Here is a 20,858-nt window from a genome sequence, read left to right on the forward strand (position 1 = left end):
GGAGGCGGCGCTTCACTTCTTCGTCTCTCCGGTGCTCTTGGGCTTCCAGGCCTCGACGTTCCACCAGGGGCCGGCGGCGAGGCCGTGGTCGTGCGGCTCGACCTGGGTGGTGAGCGGGGCGCCCTTGGCGTCGGAGGTCCAGGAGTCGTTCACGACGTACAGGTGGTCGATGTGCGTGAGGAAGGTGTAGCCGGGGTTCTTGGCGAGTTCGCGCTGGACGGTGTCGTAGGCGGCCTTGCGCTTGGCCGGGTCGTCGGTCCTGCGGCCCTCGTCCAGGGCCTTGTCGACGGTCTTGTTGTCGTACCAGGCCATGTTGTTGAAGCCGTCGCCGGCGAGGGAGGACTTCAGGAGGAGGTACTGGTCGAAGTCGGGGTCGCCGGGCGAGCCGCCGCCGGCGAGGACGGCGTCGGTCTTCATGCGGGGCTCGATGACCTCCCAGGTGCCGGCCTGGGTCTTGATCTCGACGCCGGCCTTCTTGGCGTCGGAGGCGTAGGCGAGGGCGTGGTCCTGGCGGAGCTTGTCGCCGGAGAGGTACCAGAGGGGGAAGGAGGCACGGACGCCGTTCTTGACGCGGATGCCGTCGGGGCCGGGCTTCCAGCCGGCCTCGTCCAGGATCTTGACCGCGCCGGCGAGGTCGTGGCGGCGCTCGGTGCCCCGGGCGAACCAGGGGCTGTCGGTGGGGACGGGGCCGTAGGCGGGCTTGCCGGCGCCTTCGAGGATCTTGTCGACCATGGCCTGGCGGTCGACGGCGATGTCCAGGGCGCGCCGGACGGCGGTGTCGCCGGTGACGGGGTGGTGGGTGGGGAGGGTGACGGTGCGGTAGTCGTAGGTCTTGGCCGCGTACGTCTTCTTCCCCTTGTCGGCCGAGAAGCCGGCGGCGAGGTTGGGCGGCAGGATGGCGCCGTCGAGGTCGCCGGCGCGCAGCCGGGTGGCGCGGACGTCGTCGTCCTTGATGATCGCCATGGTGAACTTCTTCACCGCGGGGGCGCCGTTCCAGTAGGACGGGTTGGCCTTGAAGGTGAGCTTCTCGCCCTTGGACCAGCCGGTGAGGACGTAGGGGCCGGTGCCGACGGGCTTGGTCGTGAAGGCGCCGGTGTTCACGTCCTGCTTCGCGGCGACGTGCTCGGGGGCGATGGCGTGGACGGTGCGCTCGGCGAAGGGCGCGTAGGGGTACTTGAGCCGGAAGACGACGGTGTCGTCCCCGACCGCCTCGACGCTCTTGAGGGCGTCGAGTTCGGTGCGCGAGGGGTTGTTGGTCTTCGGGTCGAGGATCGTCCGGTAGGTGAAGACGACGTCCTTGGCCGTGAAGGGCACGCCGTCGCTGAAGGTGACGCCGTCGCGCAGCGTGTACGTGTAGGTGAGGCCGCCGTCGCTGATGTGGGGGAGCTCGGCGGCGAGGGCGGGCCGCAGCTTCATGTCGGCGTCGAAGGCGAGGAGCCCGTCGAAGATCTTGGAGTTGCCGTCCTTGCCGTAACCGAGGAGGGGGCTGAGGGTCTCCGGCTCGTAGGCGATGCCGACGACCGCCGAGTCCTTGGGTCCGCCGGTGCCCCCGGCGGGGCCGGGGTTCGTGCAGGCTGCGGCGCCCAGGGCGAACGCCCCGGTGAGCATCGCGGCGGTCGCGCGGCGAACGGATCGGGCGGCCATCGTGTCCACACCCCTTTTGGAGATCAACTGTTATTGCGAACAACATGCAATTAAACAGTATGTAAAGGGGTGCGGACAGAGGGGCCCCTTACCGAGGCCGGCGGACGGGCGGCGTCACCGGGGCGCGGGGAGGTCGGCCAGGGCCGCGAGGGCGTCCTGATGGCGGCCGGGCGAGCCGAGGGCGAGCTGATCGGCCTTGGCCCGCTTGAGCGCCAGGTGGGCGGGGTGCTCCCAGGTCATGCCGATGCCGCCGTGCAGCTGGACGCACTCCTCGGCGGCCCGGACGGCCACCCGGGAGCAGTGGGCCTGGGCGACCGCGACGGTGAGCGGGGCGTCCGGGGCGCCCGTGGCGAGCGCGTCGGCGGCGGCGCGGGCCGCCGCGCGGGCGCCCACGACGTCCAGCCACAGCTGGGCCATGCGGTGCTTGAGGGCCTGGAAGGAGCCGACCGGCCGGTTGAACTGGTGGCGCTCGCGGGTGTGCCGCACGGTCTCCTCCAGGCACCAGGTGGCCAGGCCGAGCTGCTCGGAGGCGAGGAGTCCGGCTCCGGCCAGCAGGCCGCGCCCGATCGCGGCGGCGGAGGCCTCCGGGCCCGCGAGCCGGGTGCCCGTGCCGGGGCCGGCGGTGACGCGGGCGAGCGGCCGGGTGAGGTCGAGCGGCGTGAGCGGCTCGACGACCGCCTCGGCGGCCGGGACGGCGTGGAGGCCGTCGGCGCGCGGGACGAGCAGGACGTCGGCGGCGGTGGCGTCGGCGACGCCGGTGACTGGTGGGCCGTACGGGGGCTCCGCGCCGGGGGGCGTGGTGAGGGGGACGGCGAGGACGGCGACGGTGCGGCCGCCCGCGAGGCCGGCGAGCAGTTCCGCCGCCGCGTCGCTCCCCCCGGCGAGGGCGAGCAGGGTCTCGGTGGCGACGACCGCGCTCGTCAGGTACGGCACGGGGGTGACCGCGCCGCCCAGTTCCTCCAGGACGACGGCCGCCTCGCGGTGGGTCGCGCCCTGCCCGCCGAGCTTCTCCGGGACGAGCAGGCCGGCGGCGCCGATGTCGGCCGCGAGGGACTTCCACAGCCCCGGCAGGTACGGGTCGTCCGTCTCGATCCGGTCGAGCACGGCCCGGTGCCCGGCCCGGTCGGCGAGGAGGGCGCGGACGGCCGCCCGCAGGTCGTCCTCGGTGTCGGAGTAGAGGAGGTCGGTCATCGGGCCAGGTCCTTCCAGGCGACGTCCTTGTCGTTGCGGGGCTCGGGCGGCAGCCCGAGGACCCGTTCGGCCACGATGTTGAGGAGGACCTCGGTGGTCCCGCCCTCGATCGAGTTGCCCTTGGAGCGCAGATAGCGGTAGCCGGCGTCGCGCCCGGTGAAGTCGACCAGCTCGGGCCGGCGCATCGTCCAGTCCTCGTACACCAGCCCCTCGGTGCCGAGCAGTTCGACCTCCAGGCCGCTGATGGCCTGGTTGAGTCGGGCGAAGCCGAGCTTCATGGCGCTGCCCTCGGGGCCGGGCCGGCCGGCGGCGAGCTGCTGGCGGAGCCGCTCGCCGGTGAGCCGGGCCACCTCGGCGTCGACCCACAGCTCCAGCAGACGCCGGTGGAACTCGTGGGTGCGCAGCTCCGGCCGCTCGCGCCAGGTGGCGGCGAGCTTGCCGATCATGCCGCCCTCGCGGGGGATGCGGGCGCCGCCGATGGTGACCCGCTCGTTCATCAGCGTCGTCTGCGCCACCCGCCAGCCGTCGCCGACCTCGCCGAGGCGGTGGGCGTCGGGAATGCGGACGCCGGTGAGGAAGACCTCGTTGAACTCGGCCTCGCCGGTGATCTGGCGCAGTGGCCGGACCTCCACGCCGGGGTCGGTCATGTCGCAGACGAAGTAGGTGATCCCCCGGTGCTTGGGCACGTCCGGGTCGGTGCGGGCGATGAGGATGGCCCAGCGGGCGACGTGCGCGCTGGAGGTCCACACCTTCTGCCCGTCCACGATCCAGTCGCCCGTCTCGGGGTCGCGTACGGCACGGGTGCCGAGGGCGGCGAGGTCGGAGCCGGCCCCCGGTTCGCTGAACAGCTGGCACCAGACCTCCTCGCCGACCCAGAGGGGCCGCAGGAAGCGCCGCTTGACCTCCTCGGAGCCGTAGGCGAGGAGGGTGGGGGCGGCCATGCCGAGTCCGATGCCGATGCGGCGCGGATCGTTGTCCGGGGCGCCGGCGGCGGCGAGTTCGTCGTCCACCACGGCCTGGAGGGCGCGCGGGGCGCCGAGGCCGCCGAGGCCGACGGGGTAGTGGACCCAGGCGAGCCCGGCGTCGAAGCGGGCCTTCAGGAAGGCGGTGCGGTCGGTGGTGGCCGGGGGGTGCTCCTGGAGCAGCGCCCGGGTGCGGGCGCGCAGGTCGTCGGCGTCGGTCACGCGCGGGCTCCTTCGGGAAGGACGACCAGGCGTCCGGTGGTGGTGCCGTCGGCGACGCGCTGGACCGCGCCGGCCGCGCCGGCGAAGGGGACGCGCTCGCCGATGAGCGGCTTGATCAGGCCCTTGGCGGCGTAGGCGGTGAGGGTCTCGTGGCAGCGGCCGATCGAGGCCGGGTCCTTCTGCGCGTAGAGGCCCCAGTGGAGGCCGAGGACCGAGTAGTTCTTGACCAGGGCGTGGTTGAGGGCGGGGGCGGGGACGGTGCCGCTCGCGAAGCCGACGACCACGATCCGGCCCTCGAAGGCGACGCACTTGGCGGACTGCTGGTAGGCCTCGCCGCCGACCGGGTCGTAGACGACGTCGGCGCCCCGGCCGCCGGTGGCGGCCTTGACGGCGGCGACGACGTCCTCGGAGCGGCGGTCGATCACCAGGTCGCAGCCGAGTGCGCGGGCCACGTCCGCCTTCGCGGGGCCGCCGACGACACCGATGACGGTGGCGCCGGCCGCCTTGCCGAGCTGGACGGCGGCGCTGCCGACGCCGCCGGCGGCGGCGTGGACGAGGAGCGTCTCGCCCTCCTGGAGGGCGGCCCTGCGGTGGAGGCCGAACCATCCGGTCTGGTAGCCGATGTGGAGGGCGGCGGCCTCCGCGTCGTCCAGGGAGTCGGGCGCGGGGAGCAGCCCGGCGGCGTCCGCGAGGGCGTGGGTGGCGAAGCCGCCGTGCGGCAGGGCGGCGGTGGTGATCACCCGGCGCCCGTCCTCCGTCTCCGCGCAGATCTCCACACCCGGGGTGAAGGGCAGCGGGGGACGTACCTGGTAGTGGCCCCGGCAGAGCAGCGCGTCGGGGAAGTTGACGTTCGCGGCGCGGACCTTCAGGAGGACCTGGCCGGGGCCGGGCGTGGGTGCCTCCACCTCCTCCAGGCGCATCACCGCGCCTGGTTCGCCGTTCTCGTACACACGCCATGCCTGCATCCGGAAGCCTCCGTCCGTACCGAGCGGTCGGTGGCATACTAAGCGGTCGCTTGTCTCTATGGAACCGTCCCGCCGGACTTCTTGGGGCGGGCCCGTACGTGCATGCGCTCCCCCTGCGGTCCGAAGAGGCTCAGGAATTCCACCCGTCCCTCCCCCGCCGCGCCGAACCAGTGCGGCACGCGGGTGTCGAACTCCGCCGCCTCGCCCGCGCCGAGCACCACGTCGTGCTCGCCGAGGACCAGCCGGAGCCGTCCGGCGAGGACGTACAGCCACTCGTAGCCCTCGTGGACGCGGAGATCAGGGGCCTCTCCCGAGGGCTCCTGGACGACCTTGTACGCCTGGAGGCCCCCGGGCTGGCGGGTGAGCGGGTACAGCGTGCGGCCGTCGCGCACGATGGGCCGGGCGCGGATCCTGGGGTCGCCCACGGGCGGGGCGCCGACCAGTTCGTCCAGCGGGACCTGGTGGGCCCGGGCGAGCGGGAGCAGCAGTTCCAGGCTGGGCCTGCGCTGCCCGGACTCCAGGCGCGAGAGGGTGCTCACGGAGATGCCGGTGGCGGCGGAGAGCTCCGCGAGGGTCACGCCCCGGTCGCGGCGGACCCGGCGGAGCCGGGGGCCGACCTCGGTGAGCACGGCGTCGATGCGGTCGTCTTCGGTCATGAGTCCAGCTTTGCAGAAACGGCAACATTCCTTGCCGCGATCCCCGACACGGGCGAAGCTCGGCGGCATGAACAGCTTCAGGAACACACAGCGGGACGCGATCGGTGACGCGGGCTCGGGCCCGCGCGGAGGCTCCTTCGGAGGTGACGCATACGAGGCCGTGGTCGTCGGCGGCGGGGCGGCCGGACTCAGCGCGGCGCTCGTTCTCGGCCGCTCGCGCCGGCGGACGCTGGTCGTGGACGCCGGCGAGCCGCGCAACGCCCCTTCGGCGCACATGCAGGGGTATCTGTCGCGGGACGGCATGAGCCCGGCCGGTTTCCTGGCCGAGGGGCGGCGTGAGATCGCCGGGTACGGGGTCGAGTGGCGGTCGGGCGAGGTGACCGGCGCGGCCCCGGACGGTGCCGACGGCTTCGTCCTGACGCTCGCGGACGGCGGTACGGTCCGGGCCCGGCGGCTGGTGGTGACCACCGGTCTCGTGGACGAACTCCCGGAGATCGACGGGCTCGCCGACCGGTGGGGGCGGGACGTGCTGCACTGCCCGTACTGCCACGGCTGGGAGGTCCGCGACCTGCCCTTCGGCGTCGTCGCCCACCCCGCGATGCCCGCCCACCAGGCCCTCGTCGTCTCCCAGTGGTCCGGCGACGTGACCCTCTTCCTGCACGGGGCGGAGCTCTCGGACCGGGACGCGGCCCTGCTCGACGCGGCGGGGGTACGGGTCGTGGCCGGTGAGGTGGCGGGCCTCGTCGTCACGGACGACCGGCTGACCGGTGTGCGCCTCGCCGACGGGCGCGTCGTGGAGCGATCCGTCGTCTTCGCCGGAGCGAAGCGCCTCGCCGCCCGGGACGGCGTGCTGCGGCAGCTCGGCGCCGACCTGCGCGAGACCCCCTTCGGGGAGTTCGTGGTGGTCGACGAGACCGGCCGGACCAGCGTCCCCGGCGTCTGGGCGGCCGGAAACGTCACCGGCCCGCAGGAACAGGTCGTCAACGCGGCGAGCCTCGGCTACCGGGCGGCCGCGACGATCAACGGCGAGCTGCTGATGACGGACCTGGAGGCGAAGGCCGCGGCGCGGTCGGGCGCGGGGGACCCCGCAGGCCGGGAGGGGGACGGATCGGCGGCCTGATGACGGGGGGAACCTGCCGCGGCCTCGCGCCGGGCGCCCGGACGGGCCGTCGGACCGAGTGGGGCCGGATCGTGGCCGTCTCTGCCGGCCGGCGAGGAGCGGGCCCCCCGCCACGCCGGCCGGCCGCACGCGAGGGGTGGGGCGGTCCGGTGGGCGCGCCCGGGGGTTGGCGCCCCCGCGCGGACCTCCCGTCGGCGGCGGGGCCGGGAGAGGGGCGCGGGCCGGGAAGCCGGGGCCGTACGCGCCCCGGGGCCGACAGGCGGGCGGCGGGAGCCGGGGCCGGAGACAGCGGGTCTCTCCCCGGCGCGCCCCGCCGCACGGCCCACGGCCCCGGACCGTCGGCCGGTCGGATGAACCCCGGGGGGTGCCGCCGTGCCGTCCCGGCGCGGGAGCGGGGATCGGCCATGGTGGCCGGAGCCGGTGGCGGAGGACGGAAGGACGGACGGCGCTCATGCTCGGTACGCGGTTCACGACGGGGTCGCCCTGCTGGATCGATCTCGGCAGCCCCGACACGGAGGCCGCGGCGGCCTTCTACGGTTCCGTGTTCGGCTGGGAGTTCCGCCCGGTGGGCCCCGGGACAGGTGGTCGCGGGTTCTTCCAGCAGGACGGCCGTACGGTCGGCGGGCTCGGCCCACTGACCGAGGAGGGCGCGGCGAGCGCCTGGACCGTCTCCTTCCACACGGAGGACGCGGACGCCGCGCAGCGGACCGCCGAGGAGGCCGGCGCCACCGTCCGCGTCCCCGCGTTCGACGTGAGGGACGCGGGGCGGACGGCGTGTCTGACCGACCCGGGCGGCGCCGACTTCGCCGTCCGGCAGCCGGGGCGGGTCCGGGGCCTGGAGCGGACGTCGTCCCCGAACACCCTGGTGTGGGTGGAGCTGCACACCGCCGACCCGGAGGCGGCGCTCGGTTTCTACCGCACCCTGTTCGGGTGGCGGTGGGCGGTGATGGAGGCGCCGGGCATGACGTACCGGGTGGTGTCCACCGCCGCCGGGGAGCAGCGGGAGGCCTCCTTCGGGGGCGTGGCCGAGCTCCAGGAGGATCCGGGGAACCCCCGCTGGATCCCCTACATCGAGGTCGAGAACGCCGACGCGACGGCCCGCGCCGTGGAGGGCGCCGCCGGGCGGGTCCTCCTTCCGCCGGCCGACATCCCGGACGTCGGCCGGCTGGCCTGGTTCGAGGACCCGTTCGGCGCGCCGTTCGCCGTCCTGAAGCCGGCGCCCCTGGGATGACCGGGGTCCCGCGCCGGGCCGTCCGGGTCAGCGGGGGAAGAGCTCGAAGGTCACGGCCGGGCGGCCGCCGAAGCGGCCGGCGGCCTGGCCGGTGGTCGTGGTGAGGAAGTCGCGGACGTACTCCTCCGGGTCCTGGTCCGTCAGCGCCTCGATGTAGGCGCGGTGGCAGAGCAGCGACGCGATGGCGCGGTCCAGGCCGGGGGCCGCGTCGACCGCGTGGGTCGGGGTGCTGGACCCGGAGACGGCGACCCAGCGGACGCCGTCCCAGGGCCGCAGGCCCTCGTCGGCGAGTTCGGGAAAGATCCAGCGGTTGCCGGCGTCGGCCGCGGCGTCGAGGGTGGCCCGCCCGACGGCCCTGTGGTCGGGGGTGTTCCAGGGGGCGCCGGGTCCGGGGCCCCAGGTGTCGCGGTGGTTGAGCGTGACGACGAGTTCGGGGCGGTGGCGGCGGATCGCGGCCGCGATGTCGCGGCGCAGGGGGACCCCGTACTCGAGCACGCCGTCGCGGTGGTCGAGGAACTCGACCGTCTCCACGCCGACGACGGCGGCGCTGTCGCGCTGCTCGCGTTCGCGCAGCGGCCCGCACGTCTCCGGGGCGAGGGTGTCGATCCCGGCCTCGCCCCGGGTGGCGAGGACGTAGACGACCTCCTTCCCGGCGTCCGTCCAGGCGGCGACGGCTGCGGCGCAGCCGTACTCCAGGTCGTCGGGGTGGGCGACGACGGCGAGGGCGCGCCGCCAGTCGCCGGGCATCTCCCGAAGGTCCGGCAGGTCCGTGGCATCCGTGGTGATCATGAGCGCAGGATACGGGTGGCCTCCGCCGTGGCCGGGCGGAACGCTCCGGCGAGGACGACCGAGCGCGAGACGTGCCGGGGCCGGTCGGGGTTGAGGCCGCGCCGGTCCGCGAGGGCGACGGCGAGGCGCTGGGCGCGGACCAGCGCGGCGACCGGGTCGACGGCGTCGGCGGCGAACAGGGCGCCGGTGGCCTCCACTTCGTCCCGCAGCCCCGACGGCGCGGGGCCGAGGCACCAGACCAGGCAGGCGCGGTCGCTGATGCTGATGGGGCCGTGGCGGTACTCCATCGCCGGGTACGACTCCGTCCAGGCGCGGGCCACTTCGCGCAGTTTCAGCGCGGCCTCGTCGGCGAGCCCGGCGGCCCAGCCGCTGCCGAGGAAGGTGAACTGACCGCGCCGCTCCCAGAGGGCCGGCAGCGGTTCGTACAGGGCGAGTTCGGCGTCGGCGACGGCGGGCGCGAGGTCCACGCCCAGCCCCGCGCGCAGGAGTTGGAGGGTGGTGGTGGCGAACCGGGTCTGGACGACGGAGCGTTCGTCGGCGAAACCGAGGCCGAGGACCCGGTCGGCGAGGTGGGCGGCGGGGCTGTCGGGCACACCGGTGATCACCAGCGTGCTGACGCGTCCGCGCGCGGCGGCGAGCAGCCGCGCGATCTCGGTGGTGGTGCCGGAGCGGGTGAGGGCCACGATCCGGTCGTAGCGGCGGCCCAGCGGGGTCGGGTCGGAGGCGGGGAACGCGTCGGTCTCCCCCGCGCCCAGCGACTCCCGCAGGGCCGCGTAGGCGCGGGCCATGAAGTACGAGGTGCCGCAGCCGACGACGGCGACCCGCTCCCCGGGCCGGGGCAGCAGCGCGGCCTCGCGCGCGGCGGTCTCCGCGGCGCGGCGCCAGCAGTCGGGCTGGCTCGCGATCTCGTCGGTGACGTGCGTGCTCATGTCCGGTCCTCTCCTCGCGGGGTCCCGTGGCGGGGACAGGACCGAGTTGTAGCCGCGCGGGACGCCGACGCACCATGCGCAATCGCACGCACCGCTTGGACTTTCGCGCGTCTCCCGGGGCGCGTCCGCCGCCGTGGGAGGCGTGGACGACGGGCCCGGGGTCCGCCTGATCACCCCCTTCGCGGGAGCGCTGCCGCTGGTTCAGGGCCGCAGGAGGCCCTTCGCGACGAGGTACGCGCGGGCCACGTCCTCGGGGAGCCGGCGCCAGCTGTCGACGCGCTCGTTGAGGTCCGCGAGGTCGGCGGTGGTGAGGACGTCGTTGAGACGGTCGAGGGTGCGGGTGACGCGGGCGCTTGCGGCGCGGGCCCGGTTGACGACGGGGACGATGTGGTCGGCGTTCTGCAGGTGCTTGTCGTCGGCCAGCAGCACCAGGCCGAAGTCGTCCAGGGTGGCGTCGGTGGTCGTGGTCAGCACCAGCTGGTCCTGGCCGCTGCGCACGGCCTGTTTGGCCTGGGTGGTGCCGACGCCCTTGGGATCGACGGCGGTGACGTCGATCCCGTAGAGCTTCCGCAGGCCGGGGGCGCAGTAGGGGCGGCGGACGCACTCGTCTCCGGCCGCGAGCCGTACCGGGACGCCCCGGGCGCCCAGGTCGCTGAGGGTTTTGAGGCGGTGCTCGGCGGCGAAGGCGGCGGTGACGGCGAAGGCGTTCTGGTCGACGGCCCGGCCCGGGTCGAGGACGGTGAGACCGCGCGGACCGGCGAGCCGCCGCAGGGCGCTCATGGTGGCGGCGAGGTCGGGTGAGCCGACGGCCGGCGCGTCCGGCCCGTTCACCTTGGCGTTCAGCCAGTCGGCGAAGGTGGCCGCGTACTCGGGCACGACGTCGATCTGCCCGTTCTCCAGGGCCGGTTCGTACAACTCGCGATTGGTGACGGTGAGGAGGGTGGTGCGGTATCCGGCCTGTTCCAGCAGGAGGGCGTACATCCGGGCGAGCAGCTCGCTCTCGGTGAAGCCGGCCGAGCCGACGGTGAGCCGGTGGTTGTCGCCGGGCGGGGCGGTGACGGCTCCCCGGTCCTCCAGGGCGGGGCCGGTGGCGCAGCCGGCGAGGCAGAGGAGCGCGGCGAGCGCGCCGGCGGCGAGACGGGCCGTCCTCATCGGCCGCCCCCGGAGCGCGCCCCGGCCGGAACGAACGCCCGGACCACTTCGAAGAGGCCTTCGACGAGGAGGGCGAGGCCGGCGACGAGGACCGCGCCCGCCACCACCTGCGGGGTGGAGGCGAGGTTGAAGCCGGCGGTGATGATCCGGCCGAGGCCGCCGCCGCCCGCGAGGGCCGCGACGGTGGCCGTGGCGACGAGCTGGACGGCTGCGACGCGGACGCCGGTGAGGATCAGGGGCAGCGCGAGCGGCAGCTCGACCCGGGCGAGGACCTGGCGGCCGGTCATGCCCATGCCCCGGGCGGCCCGTACGACATCGGCGTCGACCCCGCGCATCCCCACGTACGCGTTGGTGAGCAGCGGCGGGACGGCGAAGAGGACGAGGGCGACGACGGTCGGCCAGGGGGCGTACGGGCCGAGGGGTCCGAGGAGCAGCAGGACGAGGACGGCGAAGGTGGGGACGGCCCGGCCGGCGTTGGCGAGGTTGACGGCGAGGGCGCCGCCCCGGCCGAGGTGCCCGAGGACGAGGGCGACGGGCAGGGCGATCAGGCAGCTGAGCGCGAGGCCGGCGCCGGTGAGGAGCAGGTGCTCGGTGAGCCGGTGTCCGATGCCGTCCTCACCCGACCAGTGGGCGGCGGTGGTGAGCCAGGCCCACGCGGCGGTGAGCGTGGTCACCGGGCCCGCCCGCGGGTCCAGGGGGTGAGCAGCCGCTGGGCCCCGAGGAGGAGCAGGTCGGCGGCGACGGCGATGAGGACGCAGAGCACGGAGGCGGTGAGGACCTGCGCCTTGAAGTAGGTGTTCATGCCGGAGTAGATGAGGTTGCCGAGGCCGCCGTGGCCGACGATCGCGCCGATCGTGACGAGGGAGACGGTGGAGACCGCGGCGATGCGGAGCCCGGCCATGGCGGCGGGCAGCGCGAGGGGCAGTTCGACGGCGAGGAGCAGGCGGGTGGGGCCGTATCCGAGCCCGCGCGCGGCCCGGCGGATGTCGTCGGGTACGGCACCGAGGCCGGCGAGCAGGTTCCGGACGAGGAGGGTGAGCGAGTACAGGACCAGTCCGGCGACGACGAGGGAGGCGGACAGCCCGTACACGGGCAGGAGCAGCGAGAACATCGCGAGCGCGGGAATCGTGTACAGGACGGTGGTGACGCCGAGGACGGGCCCCGCGGCCCGGCGCCGGCGGCGGGCCAGGAGGGCGAGCGGGACGGCGACGGCGAGTCCGAGGGCGAGGGAGGCGCCGGTCAGCTGGAGGTGCTGGACGACGGCGTCGGCGAGGATCTCGCGGCGCGAGGACAGGTAGTCCCCGCAGATCCATTCGTTGCGGGCGAGGCAGTCGTCGGGGGGCGCGCTCACCCTCCCATTCGAGCCGGTGGGCGGGGCGCACCGCATCCGGGCGGGTCCGTTCGGGGCGGCTCCGTCCCGGACCCGACCGCCCCCGGTCGGGCCGTGAGCGGCGGGACGGCCGGCTCAGGACCGGTGGCCGGCCGGATCAGGGCGGGCGGATACGAGCGGCCGGATCCGGGGGGGTGCGGGCGGGCCGGTCAGCCCGTCCGCAGGACGGACAGGACGTTTCCGGCGGGGTCCTTGAACCAGGCGATCGAGGGGCCCCGGCCGTCGCTCCGGACGATCCCCTTCCCGTCCGCCTCGAACCCGGGGTACCGCTCGAACTCCACCCCGCGCTCCCCCAGGGCGTCGACCGCCCGGTCGATGTCGTCGACCTCGAAGTTGAGGATCGTGAAGGTGGCGGGGGTGTGGTCGTCCTTGGCGTAGACGAAGACCCGGGCACCGCCCGCCAGGGTGAGGACGAGGGCTCCCATGTCGTCGGGGCCCTCGTCCTCCACCCGCAGGCCGAGGGTCTCGCCGTAGAAGCGGCGCGCGGCGTCGAGGTCGTCGACGGAGAATCCGCTGAACGCCGGGGTTTCGCCGAACATGGCATGCTCCCTTCCGGGGCCTCGGCGAGGCCCCCTTCCAGGATCCGCCGGACCGGCGGCGGGCGCTCAGGGAGCGATCGGCAGCTGCCGCTTGTGCGCGGTCAGATCGTAGCGGCGGACGATCGCGGTGTAGGCCGCCTCCGTGACCGGCTTGCCCTCCAGGAAGTCGTCGATGTCGTCGTACGTGACGCCGAGCGCGTCCTCGTCGGGCTTTCCGGGGTCCAGCGTCTCCAGGTCGGCGGTCGGCGTCTTCCAGACCAGCTCGGCCGGGGCGCCCAGCTCGGCGGCGACGGCGCGGACCCGGCGCTTGGTGAGCCCGGTGAGCGGTACGAGGTCGGCCGCGCCGTCACCGAACTTGGTGAAGAAGCCGGAGACGGCCTCGGCCGCGTGGTCGGTGCCGACGACGAGTCCGTCGTGGGCGCCGGCGACGGCGTACTGGGCGATCATCCGCTGGCGCGCCTTGATGTTGCCGTGCGTGAAGTCCTGGTGGTGGGCGTCGCGGAAGGTGACCCCACCGGCGAGCGCGGCCTCCAGGGCGGCGTCGGACGCGGGCTTCACGTCGACGGTGAGGACCTGGTCGGGGCGGATGAAGTCCAGGGCGGCGCGCGCGTCCTTCTCGTCGGCCTGCACGCCGTAGGGCAGGCGCATGGCGTAGAAGGTGGCCTCCTGCCCGGCCTCCCGGACCCGCTCGACGGCGAGCTGGCAGAGCCGGCCCGCCGTGGTCGAGTCGACGCCGCCGCTGATGCCGAGGACGAGCGAGCGCAGCCCGGTGGACAGGAGGCGCTCGGCCAGGAACGCCACCCGGCGCTCGATCTCCGCCCGCGGCTCGAAGCTCGCGGACACCTCCAGCTCCTGGGCGATCTGCTGCTGCCGGGCGATGGCCGCCGGGTCGGTCACGGGACTCTCCTCGTGGGACGGTGTCGTACAACTACAACGGGGTCGACTTTACGGGGTGGGGCCGGCGGACCCGCCGGGACGGCGGCCCCGCGGCCCGGGTCGGCTTACCGATGGCCCCGCCGCGCGGCCCCCCGCGGAGCCGTCACCGTGCGGGGGCGAGCCGCCGCGTCGCGTGTGGTCCGCCCGGGCCGCCCGGTGCTGCTGTCCGCATGCCCGCACCGGCCGTGGGCAATCCCCCGGGCCGGCCGGTGTCCGCACCGGTGGCGGGGCTGTCGTCGGCGACGCGCCCGGTGACCGGGCGGCGGCCCGGTGGTCGTCCGGCCCGCCCGCACCGTGCGCCGAAAACCGCGTGCCGCGGGGCCGCCTTCCTCCTGGCCTTCCGTCATGGACAGCGGACCCGCCCTGGTGAACGTCGTGGATGTCGAGGCCACTCGTGTCGCCTTGGGGTCCCGCTGTCGCCCTCCGGGGACGCGCCAGGGTGAACCACCGACCCGGGGGCGAGACGAAACGGCTCGTGAGCCCGGCACATTCGCCCGGCACACGAGCCGTTGCTCATTCAGCGGCGACCCTTGGGGGCCGTGGTCGGGTTCCACCTTCCCGCCCACAAGGGCCACCCCATGCACCTGTTCAGTCCTGGCTGCCCTCGCTCCGCTTCGTCGTCCGCTCGAAGAACCACGCTCCGGCGAACACGACGGACGAGCACGCGAACGTCACTGCCGCTGAGGCCCGCCCCGACGCGATCCAGAAGACGATTCCTGCCAGGAAGGCAAGTACGCCCAAGAGGAAGAACGCCACTGAGTTCTTCCGGGGTTCGCTCATGTCAACTCCCTATCGTTTCTCAAAGCGGGTCCGGTTCCCTTGGTGCTCCCAGGGAACCGGACGAAGGCGGACCAGATCATCGTCGCCACGACCACCAGGAAGACTTCTTGCGGTGGCTCCTGTGAACCGCGCGGTGGCTTCCGGTCGACGGATAGCGCTTGGTGGCCCATCGGGTGACGGCCCTCTTTATGCCCCATCGGCCGACGGCGCCGAAGACAGAGCCCATGGGACCGATTCCGGTGGCACCCGACACTCCTGCGCGGGCGATGGAGCCGATGGACGCCTTGCGGTTCCAGTACCACTTGGCTCCGGCGCCGGCGGCAGCACCGGCGACAACCGCGCACCCCGCTGCGGCCAGACCTGCGGTGAACAGGCCGCAGCCGATGCCGGCCGCTGTCGCGGCGATACCGACGCGGTGCCGCTTGATCCAGCGCTTGGTCTTCTTCCAGCTCCACCACTTGCCATCGAGGTCATACTCGTTGACGGGGTCCCCGGGGTAGGCGTAGGCGTTGGCGCCGCCGCCGTAGACGGGGTCGAGGGAGAGGAAGCGACCGGTAGCGGGGGTGTAGAGGCGGACGCCCATCAGGGTGAGGCCCGTGAGGGTCTCGGTGGAGCGCTGCTTGGCCCCCAGCCAGTTGTAGCGGGTGGCCGCCTGGCCGGCCCGGGGGTTGCCGTACTCGTCGTGGTCCAGGGCGACCGGGGCCTTGCTGGTGTCCAGCGGGAGCTGGAGGGCCACGTCGCCGTGGATGGTGGTGAGCTGCAGGACGGTGTCGCCGGTCTTGCTGGTGGTGGCGGCGAGGTCACCGGTGGCGGACTCGACGTTGCGGGTCAGCGTGCCGGTCGCGATGTCCTCGACGATCCAGCGGGGGTTGTCGCCGTCACCGTCGTAGTGGTTCAGCTTGGCGCCGGTCTGCGTCCAGGTGCTGCCGCTGCCGGACTCGGTCTTCCAGGAGCGGAACCGGTGGGCGGCGTCGAGCTGCCAGGTCTGACGCCGGCCGTTCGCGGTCTGCTGGTGTGCGAGGTCGTTGGCGTAGTAGCCGACGGTGCCGTTGCCGGGGACGGAGGTGGTGCGGCCGAACGCGTCGTAGACGTAGCCGGCGTCGACGAGGCGGTCGGCGCTGTCGTAGGTGTGGCTGGTGGTGTTTCCTCCCGTGGTGGTGCAGTCCAGGCCGGGCGCCGCCGCGGTCGTGGTGAGGGACTTTCGGTTGGTGCGCGCGTCGAAGGCGTAGGCGCGGCGCGTGCAGACCGTGTCCACGGTGTCCTCGACCGTGGTGAGGCGGCCGGCGGCGTCGTAACGGTAGGTCTGGTCGGACCAGCCTGCATGGCTGGTGACCTGGCCGTGGACGGACTCGGTCACGGTGTCCGCGTAGACGAGGGTGCCGTCGCTGTCACGCTTGTAGGAGCGGTTCAGCGTGGCGCCGGTGGTGTCCTCGGTGGTGGTCAGGGTGTAGCCGCCCGGGAGCTTCTCGCTCGCCACGGATCCGTCCGCGTCGTAGGTCGTCTGGAAGACGCCGGCGATGGAGTCGGTCGTCTTCGTGACCAGGCCGCGCGGCTCCACGGTCGTGTCGTAGGTGTACGTGACGGTCGAGGGCGCGTTGTCCGTCACCTTGACCGGCCGGTCCAGCAGGTCGTACTCGGTGGTGGTGACACCGCCGTCGGCATCTGTGTAGGACGTCTGGCGGCCGAGCTTGTCGAACACCTTGGTGATGGTGCCCCCTGTCGGGGAAACCGTCTTGACCGCACGCCCCGTCGCCGGGTCGTACTCGGTCGTCGCCTCCGGGACCGCCTGCCCGACTCCGCCGGTGATGGCGACCTTGCCGGGACGACCGGCGTTGTCGTAGGTGGTCGTGGTGGTGCGGGTGACGGAGTTGGCGCTCTCGGAGATCTTCGCCGGGCCGCCCCACCAGCTGTACTCGGTGGTCGTGGTGGGCAGTTGCGTGGGGTTGGAGCCGCCGCCGGTGATGGCGGCGGCCGGACCGGTGGAGCAGACCAGATCGGCCCACTCGGGTCGGCCCTGGCAGGTGCCGGTGCCGGTCGCGGACCAGTAGGTGGTCACTCGGGTCGCGGCGTCGGTTCCATTGGCACCAGGAAGCCGCTGCTTGGTGATGCGGCCCTGGTCGTCGTACTCGGTGGTCTCGGTGATCGCGAGCCCGCCCGGATCCTTGACGGTCTGAGTGGGCAGCCCCTTGGCCCAGTCGTACATCGTCTGCGTGACGCGGGCCTCGCCGAGGACGGTGGGGTGCTCACGCACCTGGGCACCGCTGGTGACCTTGGTGATCTGATCCTTCACCTTGGCCGTGCCGTCCGTGGGACGTCCGGCGTCGTACTCGTTGACCGTCCACGAGCGGCCGGTCACCGAGGTTCCGGAAGAGACCAGGGTCGTGGTTCCGGACGTGAGGTCGGCGGTGAGGTCGATCCGCCGCAGCGGGCCGAACTCCTCGAGCTCACGGGTACCGGTCTCGTTGTAGACCGACTTGGTGGCCAGCAGATCGGCACGCTCGGCGCTGGTGAGCCGGCCGATGCCGAGCTCGGCCTGGGCGGCCTTGCCGGCGGTGCTGCTGCCCAGGGCGACCTCGCGGTTGGCCGCGGACAGCTCGCGCACCGTGTTGCCGAAGCGGTCGTACTCCGTGGTGGAGATGTGGCCGCCAGGGGTCGCGCTGTTGACCGAACGCCCGGATACGCCCATGTAGGTGATCGTGGCGCGCGTGTAGGAGCCTGCCGTCAGGCCGCTGCCCGCGTTCGAGGCCGGGACCGAGTCGGCGGGGAAGACGGCGGTCGCGTCGGTGGGGGCGTCCAGTTGCCCCCAGGCCTTCACGTCCGCCGTGCCCATCTTGTACGGGGCGGTGGTGCCGGTCAGCGGCACGTCGTACACGATCGAGGTGGCCGCGGTGCCGGACGTGACGTCCTTGGTTCCCTGCTGGAGGCCGGAGCGGGACGCCTTGAGCAGCATGCCGTCACCGGCGGTGGCGCCGGCTCCGGCCTTTCCGTAGGTGAACGTCCAGGGCAGCTCCCCGGCGGGGGTCAGACCGGTGACCCGGCCCGCCGCGTCGTAGGAGTACTCCGTCTTCAGTGCCGGGCTGATCTGCGGATTCCACGCCTGGCGCAGACGGCCGGACGCGTCGTAGGCGTAGGTCTGCACGGCCTTGGAGGTGGCCGCGGCAGCGCCGGGCTCGGTGGACCACAGCCGGATCTCCTTCACCTGGCCGGCGAAGTCCCCGAAGACGAGGTCGGTGGCGGTGGTGGAGGCGGCGTAGACGAACTCCAGAGCCCGGCACCCCTTGGTGGACGGCGTCGCCGTGCACGTGGCGGCCGACGCGGCCGAGGTCGGGGCGATGATCCGCTTGGGACGGGCCAACTTCTTGCTGTCCACGGTCACCGCCTCGGACACCACCGTGGTGGTGGTGTTCGACAGGCCGTCCAACAGCGTCGAGGAGACCTGCCAGGTGGTAGCGGCGGCATCCGGCTTGGTGAACTGGGTGACCGTGCCTTCGGTGTCCGTGAGAGTGAACGATCCGGTCACGCTGCCGGTCAGGGTGAGGTCCTCGGAGCCCGTCTCGGGGATCCATCCGGTCTTCGCCGCGTTGGCGGTGAAGTGGGTCTCATCACCTTCCGACTCGACGACCGCGACGGCCGTGTCGGAGATCCGCCGGATGTGGGAGTAGTCCGACTGAGTCGCCTCGGCAACGGTGCCGGAGACCCACTCCTTGCCGAAGATCGGCGCCTGGCCCTCCTGCGTGCCGCCCTTGTCCGGAGTGCGGGAGGAAGCCGTGCGGGAGACCGACAGGCCGAAGGCCGAAGCGTCGCCGGCGGACAGCGTGTAGTCACCGGTGAGCAGGTTCACCGAACCGGGACCGATCTCGTCCGTGGCAGCGCCGGAGGCGTTGCGGTCGACGACGACCGAGAGCGGCTGGGTGCTGCCGGTAGCAGAGTTGGGGCCCGTGAAGTCGGCCTTGATCTGCACGGTGCCGTCGGGGTCGACGGTATCGGTGGCGTTCCACACCAGGGCCGGAGTCCTGCCGCTCGTCAGCGGCACCGGCCACGCGGTCAGCGCAGTGCCACCCGAGGTGACCTGACCGGCTGGGATCTTCGCCCAGGGGTCGGCCTCGGACCGACGCCAGGAGAAGGACACCGCGTCGTACTTGCTGCCGTCGGCCTCCGCGACCAGAGGCAGGCGCCGCGCGGTGCGCTCGCCGTCGGCGGGCTGGACGAAGCCGCCAGGGCCGGCGTGGAATGTGTACTCGATCGGCTCGGACTTGTTGTCGGCCTTGTCGACCTGCCTGACCTGCAGGGTGTGGGTGCCGTCCTTGGGCGGGGTGATCGAGATGGCCTTGGCGGCTGCGGAACCGGCGGTGGCGACCTTGGTCCAGGTCACGCCGTCGAGCGACCACTCCAGCCAGTTGTGGTCGGTTCCGTTCGGGGTGACGGTGAAGGTGCCGGTCTGGCCCGCGCCCCTGACCCAGGCGTTCGACGGGTAGTCCGTCGACGCGATGCTCGCCGGGGCGATGGGAGACGTGGTGTCGACCGTGAAGGTCTTCCACTCCGACCAGCCCACGTTGTAGTGCGTCCCGTCGTACGGGCTGGTGCGGAACTTGTACGTCTTGCCGTTGGTCAGCGCGCCGGCGGGGACGGTCACCGAGGCGACCTGCCCGGAGTTCACCCAGGGCGAGACGATGACGTTGCCGACCTGGGTGTTGGTCGCGGCGTCGAAGATCTGGAACGTGCCGTTGACCTTGTCACCGTTGGGGTCGACGAAGGTGTCCCGGAGGGTCGGCGTCACCGTGTTGACCACATACGAGCCGGAGTACGAGAAGAACGGCGGACCGGCCTCCTGCTTCGTTCCCGTGCGCGGCCGGTAGTTGTAGGTGACGACCAGCTTGGGGGGGTTGGTGGCGGCGTTGGCGGAGTTGACTCGCTTCCACTGCCCCGTCAGGGTCTCGTCCGTGGCGCGCAGGCCCATGTGGGACTTGGCGGCCTTGGCTGAGGCCCACTCCTGCACCATCGTCGTGACGTTCGCGTTGATCCAGCCGTCGGGCTGCGTCGAGCAGGACGGGTTGCCGCGCGTCTCCGAGGACGTGGCCTTCTTCGCGATCCACGCCGGCTGGTTGGGCGCGGCCCAGCGCGAGGAGGTCGACGCGGCACCGGTGGACCACACCTCCCAGGGCTGGGTGGGGCACGAGGAGCCGGTGTAGTTGCCGGAGTGGAAGTTCCACAGCGACAGCTTGGCGTCCGTCACCAGCGCGTCCGCGATCGGGGCGGTGTTCCACGAGATGAACGAACGGGCCGTGCGGTAGGTGCCGTCGGCGTTCTTGGTGCCCGGGTTGCCGAGGTCGAGCTCGACGTCCGTGGACCAGTCGACCGTGGTGCCTTGCTGGACGTACGTGTCGAAGACATTCGACAGGGCTGAGGTGGACGGGTCGACCGTGACCGGGTACTTCGTCGCCGGATCGGCCAGGAACGTCGCGTCGGGGGTGAGGACCAGGTCGACGCCGCCCTTGGCCTTGACGACCTTCATGCCGACCCTGACCTGGCGGGCAGGCTTGCCGGACACGGGGTCGACGGTCGCGTCCCACATCACCGGGGCGGGCATGACCGCGGTCTTCTTCGACTTCTTGTCGGTGAAGAGCACACTGCCGTCGGCCTGCTCCTCCACCTTCAAGCCCTTGGTCTTCAGGGGCAGGGTGTAGGAGAAGTCACCGGTGGGCCGCTGCTTGATCTCGACGAACTGCTCGAAACCCGTACGCGTCGCCTCCACGACCACGTCGGCGCCGGGCACCGCGTTCACATAGGTCGCGCGCGTGCCGTCGAGCTCCGGCGCGGGCAGACCGCCACGCCATTGCAGGGTGATCGCTTCGTCACCGCTGCCCAGGGTCACCAGGTCCGTGGCGGGAGCGGACCGCGCGGCGCGCAGCGAGGCGGCCTTGGTACCTGACTTGCCCGCCAGTCTGAGCCCCTGCGGGTGGGCCTTCGACACGACGGAGCCATCCGCCGCGGCGGTGAGCTCGACATCGACGTCGCGCCAGTCGCCCGTGGTCGGGTCCTCGAAGCGGATGGGGCCGGCGGACAGTTCCGTCGTCAGTGAACCGTCCTTGTTCACCCAGGTGGTGGACGACTCGGTCCGCTCGGACAGCGCCTCGACCCGCTTCCCCGACAGCCGTGCCGCCACACGGGCGGAAGCGATGTCGGCGGCGGAGGTCGGAGGAGCCGGCGTCTGCGGGGCTTCCACCGCTCGCGGAGCACGGGGTGCGGCGACGGCGCCTTCGGCACCGTAGATCGTCGATACCGACATGAGCAGGGCCACTCCGGCCGCGGTGGCGCGGATGCCCCTGTGCCGGTCGAGTCTGGGTGGGTAACG

General features: G+C 73.1%; 16 protein-coding genes. 2 read left to right on the forward strand and 14 right to left on the reverse strand.

The genetic code is table 11. From position 1 onward, the window contains the following. Positions 1–12: 12 nt before the first annotated feature. The 5 genes from ABTY40_RS11940 to ABTY40_RS11960 form a co-directional block, all read right to left on the reverse strand. On the reverse strand, positions 13–1,644 hold the full coding sequence (locus tag ABTY40_RS11940; protein WP_352059402.1) for an ABC transporter substrate-binding protein: 1,632 nt from the start codon (positions 1,642–1,644) through the stop codon (positions 13–15). A gap of 114 nt (positions 1,645–1,758) precedes the next feature. Then, complete coding sequence (locus ABTY40_RS11945; RefSeq protein WP_352059403.1) at positions 1,759–2,835, reverse strand: acyl-CoA dehydrogenase family protein; 1,077 nt, start codon at positions 2,833–2,835, stop codon at positions 1,759–1,761. Continuing rightward, positions 2,832–4,019 carry an acyl-CoA dehydrogenase family protein gene (locus ABTY40_RS11950; RefSeq protein WP_352059404.1) on the reverse strand — a complete coding sequence of 396 codons (1,188 nt, stop codon included), beginning with the start codon at positions 4,017–4,019 and terminating at the stop codon, positions 2,832–2,834. Before ABTY40_RS11950 ends, ABTY40_RS11945 begins: the two co-directional genes overlap by 4 nt. Then, positions 4,016–4,984 (reverse strand): NADPH:quinone oxidoreductase family protein, encoded by a 969-nt coding sequence (locus ABTY40_RS11955; RefSeq protein WP_352059405.1) that lies wholly within the window; start codon positions 4,982–4,984, stop codon positions 4,016–4,018. The genes ABTY40_RS11950 and ABTY40_RS11955 overlap by 4 nt, the downstream gene beginning before the upstream one ends. Before the next feature lie 56 nt (positions 4,985–5,040). After that, a complete protein-coding gene (locus tag ABTY40_RS11960) occupies positions 5,041–5,640 on the reverse strand; it encodes a helix-turn-helix domain-containing protein (protein WP_352059406.1) in 600 nt (199 codons plus the stop codon). Positions 5,641–5,707: 67 nt separating this feature from the next. On the opposite strand from ABTY40_RS11960, the gene ABTY40_RS11965 reads away from it, so the two are divergent. Together ABTY40_RS11965 and ABTY40_RS11970 are read left to right on the forward strand one after the other, a co-directional pair. Continuing rightward, positions 5,708–6,760: an NAD(P)/FAD-dependent oxidoreductase gene (locus tag ABTY40_RS11965; RefSeq protein ID WP_352059407.1), complete on the forward strand. Its 1,053-nt coding sequence runs from the start codon at positions 5,708–5,710 to the stop codon at positions 6,758–6,760. 451 nt (positions 6,761–7,211) lie between these two features. Further along, positions 7,212–7,991, forward strand: a complete 780-nt coding sequence (locus tag ABTY40_RS11970; RefSeq protein ID WP_352059408.1) for a VOC family protein — start codon at positions 7,212–7,214, stop codon at positions 7,989–7,991. A gap of 27 nt (positions 7,992–8,018) precedes the next feature. Here the strand turns inward: ABTY40_RS11970 and ABTY40_RS11975 are convergent, their stop codons facing one another. The 9 genes from ABTY40_RS11975 to ABTY40_RS12015 form a co-directional block, all read right to left on the reverse strand. Further along, a complete protein-coding gene (locus tag ABTY40_RS11975; RefSeq protein ID WP_352059409.1) occupies positions 8,019–8,780 on the reverse strand; it encodes a PIG-L deacetylase family protein in 762 nt (253 codons plus the stop codon). Then, on the reverse strand, positions 8,777–9,709 hold the full coding sequence (locus ABTY40_RS11980) for an SIS domain-containing protein (protein WP_352059410.1): 933 nt from the start codon (positions 9,707–9,709) through the stop codon (positions 8,777–8,779). Before ABTY40_RS11980 ends, ABTY40_RS11975 begins: the two co-directional genes overlap by 4 nt. A 201-nt stretch (positions 9,710–9,910) precedes the next feature. Beyond that, the gene (locus ABTY40_RS11985) at positions 9,911–10,861 is read right to left on the reverse strand and encodes an ABC transporter substrate-binding protein (protein WP_352059411.1); all 951 of its coding nucleotides are present in this window, start codon (positions 10,859–10,861) and stop codon (positions 9,911–9,913) included. Continuing rightward, the gene (locus ABTY40_RS11990) at positions 10,858–11,535 is read right to left on the reverse strand and encodes an ABC transporter permease (protein ID WP_352059412.1); all 678 of its coding nucleotides are present in this window, start codon (positions 11,533–11,535) and stop codon (positions 10,858–10,860) included. The genes ABTY40_RS11985 and ABTY40_RS11990 overlap by 4 nt, the downstream gene beginning before the upstream one ends. Further along, entirely contained in the window at positions 11,532–12,212 is a 681-nt protein-coding gene (locus ABTY40_RS11995) for an ABC transporter permease (RefSeq protein ID WP_352059413.1), read from the reverse strand. The genes ABTY40_RS11990 and ABTY40_RS11995 overlap by 4 nt, the downstream gene beginning before the upstream one ends. A 188-nt stretch (positions 12,213–12,400) precedes the next feature. Continuing rightward, entirely contained in the window at positions 12,401–12,790 is a 390-nt protein-coding gene (locus ABTY40_RS12000) for a VOC family protein (RefSeq protein ID WP_352059414.1), read from the reverse strand. Between the two features lie 66 nt (positions 12,791–12,856). Next, positions 12,857–13,687, reverse strand: a complete 831-nt coding sequence (nadE, locus tag ABTY40_RS12005) for an NAD(+) synthase (RefSeq protein ID WP_345277633.1) — start codon at positions 13,685–13,687, stop codon at positions 12,857–12,859. Between the two features lie 627 nt (positions 13,688–14,314). Beyond that, entirely contained in the window at positions 14,315–14,506 is a 192-nt protein-coding gene (locus tag ABTY40_RS12010; RefSeq protein WP_352059415.1) for a hypothetical protein, read from the reverse strand. A 76-nt stretch (positions 14,507–14,582) separates the two neighbouring features. Continuing rightward, positions 14,583–20,792, reverse strand: coding sequence for an RHS repeat-associated core domain-containing protein (locus ABTY40_RS12015; protein ID WP_352059416.1), 6,210 nt, complete (start codon positions 20,790–20,792; stop codon positions 14,583–14,585). Positions 20,793–20,858: the final 66 nt, after the last annotated feature.

This window comes from Streptomyces sp. NPDC126503, assembly GCF_040302405.1.
Lineage (GTDB): Bacteria > Actinomycetota > Actinomycetes > Streptomycetales > Streptomycetaceae > Streptomyces > Streptomyces gulbargensis.